This window comes from Pseudomonas sp. S3_C06 (assembly GCF_054667675.1).
In genome coordinates, this window is the sequence record NZ_CP162747.1 from 4,561,578 (window position 1) to 4,578,523 (window position 16,946).

General features: G+C 58.4%; 15 protein-coding genes. 10 read left to right on the forward strand and 5 right to left on the reverse strand.

Features of this window, described 5'->3' with window-relative positions; all coding sequences use genetic code 11:
• Positions 1–14: 14 nt before the first annotated feature.
• Positions 15–212, reverse strand: coding sequence for a hypothetical protein (locus tag AB4N44_RS20190; protein ID WP_016985374.1), 198 nt, complete (start codon positions 210–212; stop codon positions 15–17).
• 67 nt (positions 213–279) lie between these two features.
• Entirely contained in the window at positions 280–867 is a 588-nt protein-coding gene (locus AB4N44_RS20195) for an LOG family protein (RefSeq protein WP_460107833.1), read from the reverse strand.
• Between the two features lie 340 nt (positions 868–1,207).
• Here AB4N44_RS20195 and azu point away from each other — a divergent pair, with 340 nt between their 5' ends.
• The gene (azu, locus tag AB4N44_RS20200) at positions 1,208–1,654 is read left to right on the forward strand and encodes an azurin (RefSeq protein ID WP_150750074.1); all 447 of its coding nucleotides are present in this window, start codon (positions 1,208–1,210) and stop codon (positions 1,652–1,654) included.
• A gap of 185 nt (positions 1,655–1,839) precedes the next feature.
• On the forward strand, positions 1,840–3,294 hold the full coding sequence (locus AB4N44_RS20205) for a hypothetical protein (protein WP_460107831.1): 1,455 nt from the start codon (positions 1,840–1,842) through the stop codon (positions 3,292–3,294).
• Between the two features lie 110 nt (positions 3,295–3,404).
• Here the strand turns inward: AB4N44_RS20205 and nadE are convergent, their stop codons facing one another.
• From nadE to AB4N44_RS20220, 3 genes are all read right to left on the reverse strand, one after another.
• Positions 3,405–4,232, reverse strand: a complete 828-nt coding sequence (gene nadE, locus AB4N44_RS20210; RefSeq protein ID WP_127925628.1) for an ammonia-dependent NAD(+) synthetase — start codon at positions 4,230–4,232, stop codon at positions 3,405–3,407.
• Positions 4,233–4,236: 4 nt separating this feature from the next.
• Positions 4,237–5,460, reverse strand: a complete 1,224-nt coding sequence (gene pncB / locus AB4N44_RS20215) for a nicotinate phosphoribosyltransferase (protein ID WP_123593058.1) — start codon at positions 5,458–5,460, stop codon at positions 4,237–4,239.
• 213 nt (positions 5,461–5,673) lie between these two features.
• Entirely contained in the window at positions 5,674–6,576 is a 903-nt protein-coding gene (locus tag AB4N44_RS20220) for a LysR family transcriptional regulator (protein ID WP_127925629.1), read from the reverse strand.
• 162 nt (positions 6,577–6,738) lie between these two features.
• On the opposite strand from AB4N44_RS20220, the gene amaB reads away from it, so the two are divergent.
• From amaB to AB4N44_RS20260, 8 genes are all read left to right on the forward strand, one after another.
• The gene (gene amaB, locus AB4N44_RS20225; RefSeq protein ID WP_007915887.1) at positions 6,739–8,229 is read left to right on the forward strand and encodes an L-piperidine-6-carboxylate dehydrogenase; all 1,491 of its coding nucleotides are present in this window, start codon (positions 6,739–6,741) and stop codon (positions 8,227–8,229) included.
• 161 nt (positions 8,230–8,390) lie between these two features.
• Positions 8,391–9,674, forward strand: coding sequence for an L-pipecolate oxidase (gene amaA, locus AB4N44_RS20230; protein ID WP_460107827.1), 1,284 nt, complete (start codon positions 8,391–8,393; stop codon positions 9,672–9,674).
• A 368-nt stretch (positions 9,675–10,042) separates the two neighbouring features.
• Positions 10,043–11,176, forward strand: coding sequence for an ABC transporter substrate-binding protein (locus tag AB4N44_RS20235; protein WP_038360427.1), 1,134 nt, complete (start codon positions 10,043–10,045; stop codon positions 11,174–11,176).
• Between the two features lie 239 nt (positions 11,177–11,415).
• Positions 11,416–12,330 carry an ABC transporter permease subunit gene (locus AB4N44_RS20240; RefSeq protein WP_034151619.1) on the forward strand — a complete coding sequence of 305 codons (915 nt, stop codon included), beginning with the start codon at positions 11,416–11,418 and terminating at the stop codon, positions 12,328–12,330.
• 3 nt (positions 12,331–12,333) lie between these two features.
• Positions 12,334–13,635: a high-affinity branched-chain amino acid ABC transporter permease LivM gene (livM, locus tag AB4N44_RS20245; protein ID WP_273915997.1), complete on the forward strand. Its 1,302-nt coding sequence runs from the start codon at positions 12,334–12,336 to the stop codon at positions 13,633–13,635.
• A complete protein-coding gene (locus AB4N44_RS20250; RefSeq protein ID WP_150750070.1) occupies positions 13,632–14,504 on the forward strand; it encodes an ABC transporter ATP-binding protein in 873 nt (290 codons plus the stop codon). Before livM ends, AB4N44_RS20250 begins: the two co-directional genes overlap by 4 nt.
• A complete protein-coding gene (locus AB4N44_RS20255; protein ID WP_116031847.1) occupies positions 14,501–15,217 on the forward strand; it encodes an ABC transporter ATP-binding protein in 717 nt (238 codons plus the stop codon). Before AB4N44_RS20250 ends, AB4N44_RS20255 begins: the two co-directional genes overlap by 4 nt.
• A gap of 840 nt (positions 15,218–16,057) precedes the next feature.
• Positions 16,058–16,822, forward strand: a complete 765-nt coding sequence (locus AB4N44_RS20260; RefSeq protein ID WP_007915905.1) for an SDR family oxidoreductase — start codon at positions 16,058–16,060, stop codon at positions 16,820–16,822.
• The last annotated feature ends 124 nt before the right edge of the window (positions 16,823–16,946 follow it).

The following is a 16,946-nucleotide window of genomic DNA, read 5'->3' on the forward strand; positions in this document are numbered from 1 at the left end:
AAACCCGGTGGGGTTCAGGCGTCGGGTGCCTGATCTTTCGGTGTTTCAGTTGCTTCGGTTGCATCAACATCATCTTCCGTTGCCACTTCACCCTCAGGGTTCAGTGCTGCTTCTTCAGCGGTTTGTTTCTTGCGCTGAAGCTTTTCCTCTTTCTTCTGTTCCTTTGCCAGGTCTCGTTGACGTTTGGCGAAGGAGTAATTGGGTTTGGCCATGGGCGTTCCTCTTGGTCGAAGGTGAGGTTGAGCGGCGCGTATTCTGCCCTGTATCGGTGCCCGGCAGTTAGCCGGGTTTTTGGTCGACCCACTTGGGCGTGACGGTCGGCTTCCAGTTATCCAGGGCATCGAGCAGTGTTTGCGGCGATTCGCTCACTTGCAGCATGTCACGGTGTGGCGCGCGAACGAAGCCTTCGCCGACGATATGGTCAAGAAAAACAGTGAGTTTGCTGTAGAAACCGTTCACTTCGAGCAGGCCCAACGGTTTGCCGTGGTAGCCGAGCTGGCCCCAGGTCCAGACTTCGAACAATTCTTCCAGCGTACCGAGGCCGCCGGGCAAGGCGATGAACGCATCGCTCAGTTCAGCCATACGCGCCTTGCGCGCGTGCATGCCGTCGACCACTTCCAGGCGTGTCAGGCTTTTGTGGCCGATTTCCTTGTCCATCAGGCTCTGCGGGATGATGCCGATCACTTCGCCGCCAGCGGCCAGCGCCGCGTCGGCGACAATGCCCATCAAACCCACAGCACCACCGCCGTAGACCAGGGTCAGTTTACGTTCTGCCAAAGCCCGGCCAAGGGCAATGGCGGCTTCGGTGTAAGCCGGATCAGTGCCTGCATTGGCCCCGCAAAATACACATACGGATTTCAGAGACATGCCTTCCTCCTGGGTCAATCCGTCACAGGGTAATGGCTGGCACGCCTTGATCCAAGGCCTAAACTTCGCGTTCAGGCGATTCAAAGGTACCGCTGGCGCCACAGGCGTAAGCGGCGAGCAAACTGCACAACAGACCGTTAAAGAACATGACAGGCACTCCGTCTCAGTAGATGCGCCGATCATAGGGCCGGCCGGGGAATCTGGCCGTTAGATTGTCTCGATGAGTGTCATAGCCTGAAAGTTGTATACAATTTTTGACTCAAGTCATAGGAACTTGCGAAGATTTCAGGCAGTCTTTCCACCATTCGTGTTTTTGTTAACCCTGCCTTGGAGATTCACCATGTTTTCCAAAGTTGTTGCGGTATCCCTGCTGGCGCTGGCCAGCAGCCAATTGATGGCTGCCGAGTGCAAAACCACCGTTGACTCCACCGATCAGATGTCCTTCAACACCAAGGAAATCGTGATCGACAAGAGCTGCAAGACTTTCACCGTCGAACTGACCCACTCGGGCAACCTGCCGAAGAACGTCATGGGCCATAACCTGGTGATCAGCAAAGAAGCTGACATGCAGCCAATCGCTACCGCTGGCCTGGCCGCGGGTATCGACAAGAACTACCTGCCGGAAGGTGACGCGCGCATCATCGCTCACACCAAGATCATCGGCGCCAAGGAAACCGATTCGGTGACCTTTGACGTATCGAAGCTGGATGCCGCTGAAAAATACGGCTTCTTCTGCTCGTTCCCGGGCCACATCTCGATGATGAAAGGCACTGTCACCCTCAAGTAAATCCGGGTTCCGTTATTGCAAGAAACGCCGCTGCGCGATGATCGCCAGCGGCGTTTTTGCGTCCGGCGCAAAGCTACCGTTCGTCCGAATCAGGCGCCTACCTGTTATTTCTGACAGTAGACCACTCCTTCAAACTCGGGCTTACATGAGTCTTCTTTCCAGACGATTGCAAAGAGGATTTCCACATGAATGCCAAGAGCAAAAATTCGACCTTAGCCGACCTGAAAATCACTAGAGTGTTTTCAGGTGGGCAGGACGTTGTCGACGGCGGCACGATTTTTTCCGCAAGAGCCAACTTCACCGTCACCGGGCCTCTCGACGCCCGTCTGCAGCTCCTTATCGATGATGTGCCGAAATACAACGGCCAGACAAACAACGCGGGCGACCTGTCTTTTTTGATAGATGATCTTCCGGATGGGCGGCACGAATATCGGCTGGCCCATGAGGAGGAGCGCACCGATCCATTTATCTTGAATGCGGTTGCGACCAAACCCTTCATCGAAACGTTGAAAGATTCCAATGGGAATGTTGAGAACGGCGGCTCGACCGAAGATACCGATCTCAGCATCAATGGCTTGTGGAAGGAAGGTCAGATATGGATCTTGAACGGTGCTGCCGCTGAACCGATTGCCATGTTTCGCGTGGGCACTGACCGCACTTGGGGCGGCGATCTCAAGCTTGCAACGGGAAAAATCCATACGCTGAAAGCCAGAGCGGATGATCGATCGGTGTCCGACCTCTATACCGTGACCGTCGGCGAGGTCTCCGAAGGCGAGGTGAAGATCACTTCGCTGAAGGATTCGGAGGAGGGCGAGATCGAAGACGGTGATACTACCGCAGACACCACACTGACGATCACCGGCTCGGCGAAGGACGGCGAGGTCAAATTGCTGGATGGAGATAGCCCGACTCCGATTAAAACGTTTACGGCAGCGGATGGCACTTGGGGTGGCGAAATCGAGCTCACGGCGGGTAAAACCTATGTGCTGAAAGCCGAGGACGTAGACGGCAAACAATCCGAGACCCACACCGTGATTGTCAGCGAGGCGTCCGAAGGCGAGGTGAAGATCACTTCGCTGAAGGATTCGGAGGGGGGCGAGATCGAAGACGGTGAGACTACCGCAGACACCACACTGGCGATCACCGGCTCGGCGAAGGACGGCGAGGTCAAATTGCTGGATGGAGATAACCCGACTCCGATTAAAACGTTTACGGCAGCGGATGGCACTTGGGGTGGCGATATCGAGCTCACGGCGGGTAAAACCTATGTGCTGAAAGCCGAGGACGTAGACGGCAAACAATCCGAGACCCACACCGTGATTGTCAGCGAAGTGCCCGAAGTCGATTTAAGGATTACTTCGCTGACGGATTCGGAAAGGGAAGTAGAAAACGGTGGGAATACCGACGACACCACTCTGACAATCGGCGGCACGGCAAAAGACGGCGAGATCGAGTTGCTTGAGGGTGCTAACACGACGCCGATTGAAACGTTTACTGCGGCGAATGGCATCTGGGGTGGCGAGTTCGTCCTCGCAGCTGACGCAACCTATGTGCTGAAAGCCAAGGATGCAACTACAGAGTCTGAGACCTACACCGTGACTGTCAACGCGGCGCCCCCTGAAACTCGCGTGAAGCACTGATTGCGAGTCTGCGGATACCGCGGCGAAGCTGACGCAGGCAGCGATCTTTCGATTGTCATCCTCGAAACCGGGATCGCTGTCTGCGGCAGTTTTTGCCGTTTTTTACCCGCTCAGGGTGCGAACGGCATCACGCGTTTGTGATGAGTCTTGTTGTAGGTCGCGACGATGATGTCGAACGCTTCCCGGCGCACTGGCTCACCGTGCAGGAAAGCGTCGATCTCGGCGTACGTCACACCATGGGACGCTTCGTCCGGTTTGCCCGGCGACAGGTCTTCCAGATCCGCCGTCGGGACTTTCTCGACCAACGACTCCGGCGCGCCAAAGCTGCGCGCAATTGCGCGTACCTGATTCTTTACCAGGCCGCTGAGCGGTGCCAGATCACAAGCGCCGTCGCCGAACTTGGTGAAGAAGCCCATCACCGCTTCCGCCGCATGATCAGTGCCGATCACCAGACCATGCGCCGCGCCGGCGATGGTGTATTGGGCGACCATACGCATGCGTGCCTTGGTATTGCCGAGTACAAAGTCCACCGACACCGCGTGCTTGCCTTCAAACGCCGCCACTTCACTGGCCAGCGATTTCACCGCTGGGCCGATGTTGACCGTGTGGCGTTCGTCCGGGGCGATGAAATCCACCGAGGCCTGGGCGTCGTGCTCGTCGAACTGGGTTTCGTACGGCAGGCGCACCGCGATGAATTTGTAGCTGTTGTCGCCGGTCTGGTCGCGCAGTTCACGCATCGCGCGCTGGGCCAAGAGGCCTGCGGTCAGCGAATCGACGCCGCCGCTGATGCCCAGCACCAGTGTCTTGAGCCCCGAATTGACCAGGCAATCCTGAATAAAGGTAATCCGCCGGGCGACTTCGGCCTGCAGGGCCTTGTAGTCGGCGAATGGCGGTTGCACCTTGAGCTGCTCAGCAATCTCACGCTGTACGGCTTGCATGAATTCACTCCTTGCTAGATAGACTGGAATCGGCAGGAACCTGGAAAACGTGTCGCAAATAGGCAACAAAATTGGGGTCTTTGCAGTGGGACTTGCCTGGCTCGTCGGAGATCTTCGCCACCGGTTGGCCGTTGCAGGCAGTCATTTTAAGCACGATGCTCATCGGTTCGACACCCGGAATGTCACAGGTGAGGTTGGTGCCGATGCCGAAGCTGACGTTGATCCGACCGTGCAGCGCGCGGAAGATCTCCAGCGACTTGGGCAGGGTCAGGCTGTCGGAGAACACCAGGGTCTTGCTCATCGGGTCGATGCCGAGCCTGTGATAATGCGCGATGCATTTTTCGCCCCACACCACAGGATCACCGGAGTCGTGGCGCAGGCCGTCGAACAGCTTGGCGAAGAACAGGTCGAAATCGCCGAGGAAGGCATCGGTGGTGATGCAATCAGTCAGGGCGATCCCCAGCAAGCCGCGGTATTCGCGAACCCAGCAATCGAGCGCGGCGATCTGGCTGTCGATCAGCCGTGGACCGAGTTGTTGATGGGCCATGATCCATTCATGGGCCATGGTGCCCAGCGGTTTCATGTCCAGTTCACGGGACAGGTGCACGTTGCTGGTGCCGACAAAGCGTCCGGGGAAGTCGTGTTTGAGGACATTCACCACTTCAGCCTGCACACCGTACGAGAACCGCCGACGGGTGCCGAAATCGGCGACTTGCAGTTGCGACAACTCATCGGCCGAGGCGTTGGCGGTCAGCCAGTCGAATTTGCGATAAAGCTGCTCGCGCGCCTGTTCCAGCACGGTTTCACGATAGCGATAGCGGTTGCGTACTTCGCTGACGATCGCCAGCAACGGCACTTCGTAGAGGATTACGTGCAGCCATGGTCCACGCAGGCGGATGAACAACTCGCCGTTTTCGATACCGGTGTGCACATAGCGCAGGTTGAAGCGGAACAGCCCGAGGAAACGCAGGAAGTCCGGTTTGAGGAAGCTGATCCGCTCGAGAAAACTCAGTTGATCGGCGCTCAGGCTCAGCTCGGCCAGACGCTCGATCTGAAAACGGATCTCGGCCAGATACGGGCGCAGATCCTCGCTGTTGCGGCAACGGAACTCCCATTCGACTTCGACGTTGGGGTAGTTGTGCAGCACCGCCTGCATCATCGTCAGTTTGTAGAAGTCGGTGTCGAGCAGGTTCTGCACGATGCGATCGGCAAACACGCTCTCGCTCATAACGGGGTCTCCAGGTGCGCCGCGCCTGTGCGCGGTCTCATTCAATGGCGCTAGTGGCGCATATCAGGGACGAAGATTGCCAGCAGTTTTTTAAATCACCGCAGAACCCTTGTGGGAGCGAGCCTGCTCGCGAAGGCGTCATTTCAGTCAACATTGATACTGAATGTGCCGGCCTCTTCGCGAGCAGGCTCGCTCCCACATTTTTCAATCGAGTCAAATTTCCGGGCTGTCGATCTGTTCGAGCATCCACTTCACAAAATCACGCACCTTCGGCACTTCCGCCGCATGCTCCGGGTACGCCAGGTAATAGGCATCAGTGCTGGGCATGGCATGCTCAAAGGGAATGACCAGTTTGCCGTCGGCCAATTCCTCTTCCACCAGAAATCGCGGCAACAACGCCACGCCACAGCCGACCTGCGCAGCACGTATGCACATATAAAAGGTTTCGAAGCGCGGCCCGTGGTAGCTGTGCTCGGTCTGGTAACCCTGGCTGTCGAACCAGTCGTGCCACGCCTGCGGGCGCGAGGCATTTTGCAGCAGCACCAGATCGGTCAATTGCGTCGGATCAGTAAACGGTGTGTCCGGCAGGCTGCCCGGCGCGCACACCGGCACCAGTTCTTCGCCGAACAGTTTCAGGCATTCAGTCCCTGGCCGTGAACCCTGACCGAAGTAGAACGCCAGATCACTGCGCCCTTGCAGCAGATCATCGGCTTCCTGCTCGTTGCACAAATCCAGATGGATCGAAGGATGGCGTAGCCGCCAGCCTTTCAAACGCGGCACCAGCCAGCGCGCGCCGAAGGTCGAGGGCGTCGATACGCGTAAGACTTCGGTCTCGCCGCCGTAGGAGCGCAGGTAATGGGTCGACATTTCCACTTGGGTGAGAATTTTTCGTACTTCAACCAAGTACAAATCCCCGGCCGGGGTCATCTGCAAACGCCGGCGTACGCGACGGAACAACAAATGCTGCAACAGCTCTTCAAGCTGCGCGACCTGTTTGCTCACCGCGCTCTGGGTCAGGTTCAGTTCCTCGGCGGCGCGGGTGAAGCTCAAGTGCCGGGTCACGGCCTCGAAGCACTGCAACGCGGTGATCGAGGGCAAGTGGCGTTTGTTCAGCATGGCCGATCCTTTTCTTGTCTTTCTAGCGCTGCATGAATAAACGGAATGATATCTCGCGTAAAGGTCGTTTGTTGCCTTGCCATTGTGACGCTACAACTAAAGGCCTGCCCGGTCGCGAAACAGTGGCCGCACACATTCAGTTTTTTGCTTGAGGAGTGACCCATGGTTGCCGCATTGCTTGATCGTCTTGGTGTGAACCCGGCCCTTTATCAGAACGGCAAAGTGCCGGTGCATTCGCCGATCGACGGCAGCCGCATTGCCGCTGTCAATTGGGAAGGCCCGGCCGAAGTCGAGCAGCACATCAGTCGCGCAGATCATGCGTTCGAGCAATGGCGCAAGGTGCCGGCCCCGCGTCGCGGCGAGCTGGTGCGTCAATTCGGTGAAGTGCTACGCGAATACAAGGCTGATCTCGGCGAACTGGTTTCCTGGGAGGCGGGCAAGATCACTCAGGAAGGCTTGGGTGAAGTGCAGGAGATGATCGACATCTGCGATTTCGCCGTCGGCCTGTCTCGCCAGTTGTACGGTTTGACCATTGCCTCCGAGCGTCCGGGCCATCACATGCGTGAAACCTGGCATCCGCTGGGCGTGGTCGGGGTGATCAGCGCGTTCAACTTCCCGGTCGCGGTGTGGGCGTGGAACACCACGCTGGCGCTGGTCTGCGGCAACCCGGTGGTGTGGAAACCGTCGGAGAAAACCCCGCTGACCGCACTGGCCTGCCAGGCGCTGTTTGATCGTGTAGTGAAGAACTTCACCGACGCCCCAGCGAATCTTTGCCAGGTGATTATTGGTGGTCGCGACGCTGGCGAAGCCTTGGTCGATGATCCGCGTGTTGCGCTGATCAGCGCCACCGGCAGCACACGCATGGGTCGCGAAGTGGCGCCGAAAGTCGCCGCACGTTTCGCTCGCAGCATTCTGGAACTGGGCGGTAACAACGCGATGATCCTCGGCCCGAGCGCCGACCTCGACATGGCGGTACGCGCGATTCTGTTCAGCGCCGTCGGCACTGCCGGGCAGCGCTGCACCACCTTGCGCCGACTGATCGCGCATGAGTCGGTGAAAGAAGAAATCGTCACGCGTCTCAAGGCTGCCTACTCGAAAGTGCGCATCGGTAACCCGCTGGAAGGCAATCTGGTCGGCCCGTTGATCGACAAACACAGCTTCGAAAACATGCAGGACGCACTGGAGCAGGCGTTGAGCGAGGGTGGTCGGGTGTTTGGCGGCAAGCGTCAGCTCGAAGACCAATTCCCCAATGCCTATTACGTTTCGCCGGCCATCGTTGAAATGCCGGAGCAGAGCGACGTGGTCTGCAGCGAAACCTTCGCGCCGATTCTGTACGTGGTCGGTTACAGCGATTTCCAGGAAGCGCTGCGCCTGAATAACGCGGTGCCACAAGGCCTGTCGTCGTGCATCTTCACCACGGACGTGCGCGAAGCCGAGCAGTTCATGTCGGCGGTCGGCAGTGATTGCGGCATCGCCAACGTCAACATCGGCCCGAGCGGTGCCGAGATCGGCGGCGCGTTTGGTGGCGAGAAAGAAACCGGTGGTGGCCGTGAGTCGGGCTCCGATGCGTGGCGCGCGTACATGCGCCGACAGACCAACACCGTGAACTACTCGCTGGAGTTGCCGCTAGCGCAGGGCATTACCTTCGACTGACAAGTGGATATCCCCCTTGTGGGAGCGAGCCTGCTCGCGAATACCGTGGGTCAGTCGACATAGATGTTGGCTGATATACCGCTTTCGTCGGAACGCCGCCCGGAGCAGGCTCGCTCCCACAGGGTATGCAGTGTTTGTTAGGTTTCTGTTGGAGTCTGGCAATGCCGTTACGCGAAGAATGTCTGTGGGAAAAGCTCACGCCACAAAGGCCGGATAACACCGCGCTCAAGGGCGAAGTCAAAGTCGATGTCTGCGTGATCGGCGCCGGGTTCACCGGGTTGTCGGCGGCGCTGCATCTGTTGGAAAAAGGCAAAAGCGTCTGCGTGCTGGAAGCTCATCGCGCCGGTCACGGTGGTTCCGGACGCAACGTCGGGCTGGTCAACGCCGGCATGTGGATTCCGCCGGACGAGATCGAAGCCGGCTTCGGCGAAGCGGTCGGCAGTCAGCTCAATCGTATGCTCGGGGCCGCGCCGGCGCTGGTGTTCAGCCTTGTGGATAAATACAACATCGATTGCCAGTTGCGCCGCGAAGGCACGCTGCACATGGCGCACAACGCCAAGGGTGAGGCGGATCTGCGCAGTCGTGAACAGCAATGGAAACGCCGAGGTGCGCCGGTAGAATTGCTCACCGGCAAGGCCTGCGAACAGGCCACCGGCACGCAAAAAATCGCCGCTGCGTTGCTCGACCGCCGCGCCGGTACGCTCAATCCGATGGCTTATGTCACTGGATTGGCGAACGCGGTGAAAGGTTTTGGCGGGCAAATGTTCGATCATTCGCCGGTCACTCGCCTCGAACGTCAGGGCTCGAACTGGTCAGTGCAAACCGAGCACGGTTCAGTAATGGCCGAACAAGTGGTCATCGCCTCCAACGCCTACACCGAAGGTGACTGGACCGAACTCAAGCGCAACTTCTTCCCCGGTTACTACTATCAGGTCGCTTCGGTGCCGCTGACCGAGGACGCCGCGCAGCAAATTCTCCCGGGCGGGCAGGGTTCATGGGATACCCGTCAGGTGCTGAGCAGCATCCGTCGCGACAAAGAAGGGCGCTTGTTGCTCGGCAGCCTCGGCAATGGCAATCAGAAACCGACGTGGTTTCTCAAGGCCTGGGCTGACCGCGTGCAGCAGCATTATTTCCCCAATCTGAAGCCGGTCGAATGGGAATGCACCTGGACCGGGCGCATCGCTTTCACGCCCGATCACCTCATGCGCCTGTTCGAACCGGCGCCGGGACTGGTGGCCGTCACTGGCTACAACGGTCGCGGCGTTACCACCGGGACCGTAGTCGGCAAAGCCTTCGCCGACTACCTGTGTCACGGTGAGCCTCAAGCTTTGCCGATTCCCTTCGCACCGATGCAGCCCTTGGCGGGTGTGGGCTTGCGCAGTTGTCTGTACGAGGCCGGGTTCTCGCTGTATCACGCGGGCCAGTGCCTGCGCATTGTCATTTGAGTGTTGAAATATGTTGCCGGAAGCGGCGCTTTTCGATGCAGCGACTAGCCTGTAATGGTGCGGGTTGTAGCAGTCCCGCACCAGCAGTGTGCAGTTCGGTGACGCGGGCTGTTACAGGCTGGTTGCACGTCGTTTGGCGCCGCGGTTGCAATGATGGCGCGTGCGGGTTGCGCCTGAAAAAATAAATGGTTTCACCTTCCGCGGTTTAGACGGTTGCACGCCCAATGAAAATGGGAACGAAACAGTCGAAATAACAAGAAAGCAGCGACTTTTTGAAGAATAAAAAACCGATGGCACGGCCCTTGCTCAGAGCATTCAGTGAAGTGAAGTCGCAGTGCCAACTAAAAAAAACCTTGGAGCACCACCTCATGTCCCAGACGTTTTACAAGAAAGGCTTTCTGGCCCTCGCAGTGGCTACTGCGTTGGGTGTTTCTGCGTTTGCTCAAGCTGATGTGAAAATCGGTGTAGCGGGTCCAATGACTGGCGCCAACGCGGCATTTGGCGAGCAGTACATGAAGGGTGCACAGGCAGCGGCTGACGCAGTCAACGCGGCGGGCGGCGTCAACGGGGAAAAAATCGTACTGGTCAAGGGCGATGACGCCTGCGAACCGAAGCAGGCCGTGACGGTCGCCAAGGACCTCACCAATCAGAAAGTCGCCGGCGTGGTCGGTCACTTCTGCTCCTCTTCGACCATTCCAGCGTCGGAAATCTATGACGAAGCCGGGATCATCGCGATCACCCCGGGTTCGACCAACCCGCAAGTCACCGAGCGTGGCCTCAGCGCCATGTTCCGTATGTGCGGGCGTGACGACCAACAGGGCATTGTTGCCGGCGACTACATCGTTGATGTGCTCAAGGGCAAGAAAGTCGTCGTACTGCACGATAAGGACACCTACGGCCAAGGCCTGGCGGATGCCACCAAGGCACAACTGGTCAAGCGCGGCGTGACGCCTGTGTTGTACGAAGGCCTGACCCGTGGTGAAAAAGACTTCAGCACCATCGTCACCAAGATCCGTGGCGCCGGCGCCGACGTCGTCTACTTCGGCGGTCTGCACCCGGAGGCCGGTCCGCTGGTTCGCCAGCTGCGTGAACAAGGCCTGAAAGACGTCAAGTTCATGTCCGATGACGGCATCGTGACTGACGAACTGGTGACCACCGCCGGTGGCCCGCAATTCACCGATGGCGTGCTGATGACCTTCGGCGCCGACCCGCGTCTGTTACCTGAGAGCAAGACCGTAGTGGACGCATTCCGCAAGGCTGGTACCGAGCCTGAGGGCTACACCCTGTATGCCTACGCTTCGGTGCAGACCCTGGCTGCCGCGTTCAACGGCGCGAAGTCCAACAAGGGCGAAGAGGCTGCGGCCTGGCTGAAGAAAAATCCGGTGAAAACCGTCATGGGCGAAAAAACCTGGGACTCCAAGGGCGACCTGAAAGTCTCCGACTACGTGGTTTACCAGTGGGACAAGGACGGCAAATATCACCAGCTGGAAAAACAGAAGTAAGGGCTGACGCGACCAGCTGATCCGCACCGATCCAATGTGCGAGCGAGCCTCCTCGCGAAGACGGAATGACTGCCAACACATGTGTTGAATGATCGACCGCATTCGCGAGCAGGCTCGCTCCCACAGGAGCGGTGCGGGTCGGCTGATCGTGGCTGACATTGCTCCGACGTAAATCTGTATTTTTCCTAGAAGAACCGCACACCACAGGTGTGCAGGTTCTCACTGCGTGAGATTGCGTTATGGATGGTATTTTCCTGCAGCAACTGGTCAACGGCCTGACCCTCGGGTCGGTCTATGGCCTGATCGCCATCGGCTACACAATGGTCTACGGCATCATCGGCATGATCAACTTCGCCCACGGCGAGGTTTACATGATTTCTGCTTACCTGGCGGCAATCAGTCTGGCTCTGCTGGCGTACTTCGGTATTGAATCCTTCCCGCTGCTGATGCTCGGCACACTGATCTTCACCATCGTGATCACGGCGGTGTATGGCTGGGTCATCGAGCGAGTCGCTTACAAACCCCTGCGCAACTCCACCCGACTGGCTCCGTTGATCAGCGCCATCGGCATCTCCCTGATCCTGCAAAACTACGCACAGATCGCTCAAGGCGCCAAGCAACAGGGCGTGCCAACCCTGTTGAGCGGGGCATGGCGTGTCGAAGTCGGTACTGGCTTCGTGCAACTGACCTACACCAAAGTCTTCATTCTGGTGGCCGCGTTCGTCGGTATGGGCCTGCTGACCTACGTCATCAAGTACACCAAGCTCGGACGCATGTGCCGTGCGACCCAGCAAGACCGCAAGATGGCTTCGATCCTCGGCATCAATACCGACCGGGTCATTTCCTATGTGTTCATCATCGGTGCAGCCATGGCGGCGCTGGCCGGTGTATTGATCACCATGAACTACGGCACTTTCGACTTCTATGCCGGCTTCATTATCGGCATCAAGGCGTTCACCGCGGCGGTGCTTGGCGGGATCGGTTCACTGCCTGGGGCAATGCTCGGCGGGATCATCCTCGGCATTTCCGAGTCGCTGTTCTCCGGTCTGGTCAACTCCGACTACAAAGACGTGTTCAGCTTCTCGCTGCTCGTACTTGTTCTGGTCTTCCGGCCGCAGGGCCTGTTGGGCCGTCCTCTTGTGTCGAAGGTGTAAGCGATGTCTTCAACCACTCAAAAATCCATCGATATCAAAAAAAGCCTGGTTGAGGCGATTCTTGCCGGCCTGATTGCCCTGATCGTTTTCGGCCCGATTGTCGGCGTTGTGCTCGAGGGTTACAGCTTCAACCTCGAGCCGACCCGCGTGGCCTGGATCATCGGCATTGTCATGGTCGGTCGCTTTGCCCTCAGCCTGTTCCTGCAAACGCCCAAGGGCCTGAAAATTCTCGACGGATTCGAGAGCACCGGTTCCGGTGTGCATGTGCTGCCGTCCGATCACAAATCCTCACTGCGCTGGATCATCCCGCTGCTGATTGTGCTGGCCGTCATCGTGCCGTTTGTCTCCAACTCCTATCTGCTCGGCGTGGTCATCCTCGGGTTGATCTACGTGCTGCTGGGGCTGGGGCTGAACATCGTAGTCGGTCTGGCCGGTCTGCTCGATCTGGGTTACGTCGCGTTCTACGCCATCGGCGCTTACGGTCTGGCGCTGGGTTATCAATACCTCGGTCTGGGTTTCTGGACGGTGCTGCCACTGGCGGCGATCACTGCCGGGCTGGCCGGGTGCATCCTCGGTTTCCCGGTGTTGCGTCTGCACGGCGACTACCTGGCGATCGTGACCCTGGGCTTCGGTGAAATCATTCGCCTGGTCCTCAATAACTGGTTGTCCCTGACTGGCGGCCCGAACGGCATGCCGGCGCCGCTGCCGACGTTCTTCGGTCTGGAGTTCGGCAAACGGGCGAAGGATGGCGGGGTGCCGTTTCATGAGTTCTTCGGTATCGCCTACAACCCGGACGTAAAGTACTACTTCATCTACGCGGTGTTGTTCCTCGTGGTGCTGGCCGTGCTGTACATCAAGCATCGTCTGGTGAAGATGCCGGTCGGCCGCGCCTGGGAAGCCTTGCGTGAAGATGAAATCGCCTGCCGCTCGATGGGCCTCAACCACGTGCTGGTCAAGCTTTCGGCGTTCACCATCGGTGCGTCGACCGCAGGTCTCGCCGGTGTGTTCTTCGCGACCTACCAAGGCTTCGTCAACCCGACTTCGTTCACCTTCTTCGAATCGGCGCTGATCCTCGCCATCGTCGTGCTCGGCGGTATGGGCTCGACCATCGGCGTGGTGATTGCGGCATTCGTACTCACCGTCGCTCCGGAATTGCTGCGCGGCTTCGCTGAATATCGCGTGCTGCTGTTCGGCATCCTGATGGTCTTGATGATGATCTGGCGACCACGCGGGCTGATTCGCATCAGCCGTACCGGGGTCACTCCACGCAAAGGTGCCATTCACTATGAGAGGACTGCGCCATGAGTGAAGTCGTACTCTCTGTTGAAAAACTGATGATGCATTTCGGTGGCATCAAGGCGTTGAGCGATGTCAGCCTGAAGGTCAAACGCAACTCGATCTTCGCCTTGATCGGCCCCAACGGCGCCGGCAAGACCACGGTGTTCAACTGCCTGACCGGGTTCTACAAAGCCACCGGCGGCAAGATCGAACTCAATGTGCGCGGCCAGCAGACCAACGTCATCCAGTTGCTGGGCGAGTCGTTCAAACCGACCGATTTCGTCTCGCCGAAATCCTTCCTCAGCCGCATGTACTACAAGATGTTCGGCGGTACGCACCTGGTGAACCGTGCCGGCCTGGCGCGAACCTTTCAGAACATTCGCCTGTTCAAGGAAATGTCGGTGCTGGAAAACCTGCTGGTGGCCCAGCACATGTGGGTCAACCGCAACATGCTCGCCGGCATCCTCAACACCAAGGGCTACCGCAAGGCTGAAAGCGACGCGCTGGACGTTGCCTTCTACTGGCTGGAAGTGGTCGACCTGGTCGACTGCGCCAACCGTCTCGCCGGTGAGCTCTCGTACGGTCAGCAACGCCGTCTGGAGATCGCCCGTGCCATGTGCACGCGGCCGCAGATCATCTGCCTCGACGAACCGGCCGCCGGCCTCAACCCTCAGGAAACCGAAGCGCTGAGCGCGATGATCCGGCTGCTGCGCGACGAGCACGATCTGACCGTGGTGCTGATCGAACACGACATGGGCATGGTTATGAGTATTTCCGATCACATCGTGGTGCTGGACCACGGCATCGTCATCGCCGAAGGCGGGCCTGAAGCGATCCGTAACGATCCGAAAGTGATCGCCGCCTACCTCGGCGCCGATGAAGAGGAAGTGGCATGACCCAACCGATCCTCGAACTGAAAGACCTCGACGTCTTCTACGGCCCGATCCAGGCGCTCAAAGGTGTTTCGCTGCAGATCAATGAAGGGGAAACCGTCAGCCTGATCGGCTCCAACGGCGCCGGCAAATCGACGTTGCTGATGTCGATCTTCGGTCAGCCACGGGCGGCAAGCGGGCAGATTCTTTATCAGGGCGTAGACATTACCCACAAGTCCTCGCACTACATCGCTTCCAACGGCATTGCGCAGTCGCCGGAAGGGCGGCGAGTGTTCCCTGACATGACCGTCGAGGAAAACCTGCTGATGGGCACCATCCCGATTGGTGACAAGTACGCCAAAGAGGACATGCAGCGCATGTTCGAGCTGTTCCCTCGGCTTGAAGAGCGGCGCACGCAGCGGGCAATGACCATGTCCGGTGGCGAGCAGCAAATGCTCGCCATTGCCCGGGCGTTGATGAGTCGGCCGAAGCTGTTGCTGCTCGATGAGCCTAGCCTTGGGTTGGCGCCGATTGTGGTGAAGCAGATCTTCGCGACCCTGCGGGAACTGGCGAAAACCGGCATGACCATTTTCCTCGTCGAGCAGAACGCCAACCATGCGCTGAAGCTGTCGGACCGGGCGTATGTGATGGTCAACGGCGAGATACGCCTGACAGGTACCGGTAAAGAGCTGCTGGTGAACGAGGAGGTGCGTAACGCCTATCTGGGCGGGCACTGATTCTTCCAGCGTTATGCACAGCCCCGGCGACGCGAGTCCCGGGGCTTTTTTATATCCCAAATTCACCGTAAACCCCTGTAGGAGTGAGCCTGCTCGCGATCGCGTTTTCCCATTCGCCATCACCGGTGACTGATACACCGCTATCGCGAGCAGGCTCACTCCTACAGTTGATCTGCGCCAGAATCCAGAATTGTGGAAAACAAATTCCCCAAGCTGCCAAAGCGCGACATATAGACGCTGCAAATGGCTGTTTTTGCACAGTTTTGACTTGTCCCCGGTTACTGTGGAGCTGGCTGTGAATAACGTGGGTGTATCTAGCTGCAGGCCTTGTAATCCGTGGCTTGCAAGTGTGTGGTTGTTTTTTGATCAGGTGTTTTTGCTGAGGCTGAAGGCGTCGTTGTCAACCTTTTTCTAGGCATCGCCTCTTGGGCAATTCGACGTGAACAGGCCTGTGGATAAGTCTGTGATTAAACTCTGGAAAGACTGCGCTGAGGGCCGTAATTGCTGGCCTCGCGCAATCACTGTGCTGACTGACCAGTCGTGCAAAATGCCATGTCCCGCACATCCGCCACTTCAGGGTCAAGCAAAAAACTTTCTATTTCGCCCGCAAAGCCTTGTGTGGCGCGGCTTTGCGCGATTGTACTTGCCCCCGGAAACTGTGGAAGGGGCTGTGGATAACATGCGTGCACATGGCTACAGGCCACGGCGGCTATGGCGCCGGCAGGGTTGGTTGTTTTTTGTACACTTTGTAGCAGTTGCCCGTGAGTGTCGGGCCGGGCATGCTGCCTGCTGATTTTCTATTCCAAGGGCTGCTCCGGCGGCCGAAGCAAGGAGAACACGATGTCCAACACCCTGTTTATCACCGGCGCGACGTCCGGATTTGGTGAAGCCTGTGCCCGCCGTTTTGCCGAGGCTGGCTGGAAACTGGTGCTGACCGGTCGTCGTGAAGAACGCCTCAATGCGTTGTGCGCCGAATTGTCGAAACAGACCGAAGTGCACGGTCTGGTCCTCGATGTGCGTGATCGCAAAGCAATGGAGGAGGCGATTGCCAACTTGCCGCCATCGTTCGCCAAGCTGCGTGGCCTGATCAACAACGCAGGTTTAGCGCTGGGCGTGGACCCGGCGCCGAAGTGCGATCTGGACGATTGGGACACCATGGTCGACACCAACGTCAAAGGCCTGATGTACGCAACCCGCCTGCTGCTGCCGCGCCTGATCGCCCACGGCCGTGGCGCCGGCATCGTCAACCTTGGCTCCATCGCCGGCAACTATCCGTATCCGGGCAGCCATGTGTATGGCGCGACCAAGGCGTTCGTTAAACAGTTCTCGCTGAACCTGCGTTGCGACTTGCAGGGCACCGGCGTGCGGGTCAGCAACATTGAGCCTGGGCTGTGTGAAAGCGAGTTCTCGCTGGTGCGTTTTGCTGGCGATCAGGAGCGTTACAACGCGACCTACGCGGGTGCTGAGCCGATCCAGCCGCAGGACATCGCCGAGACGATTTTCTGGGTGATGAATGCGCCGGCGCACATCAACATCAACAGCCTCGAGTTGATGCCGGTGAGCCAGACCTGGGCCGGTTTTGCCATCGAGCGGAACAAGGCTTAAGACCGCGCTGAAGCCCTTCGCGAGCAGGCTCGCTCCCACATTGGAATGCATTTCAAAGTGGCAGCGAGCCTGCTCGCGAAGGGGGCAAATCGGCCAAAACAGGGCGATAAGGTAAACTCCCCTC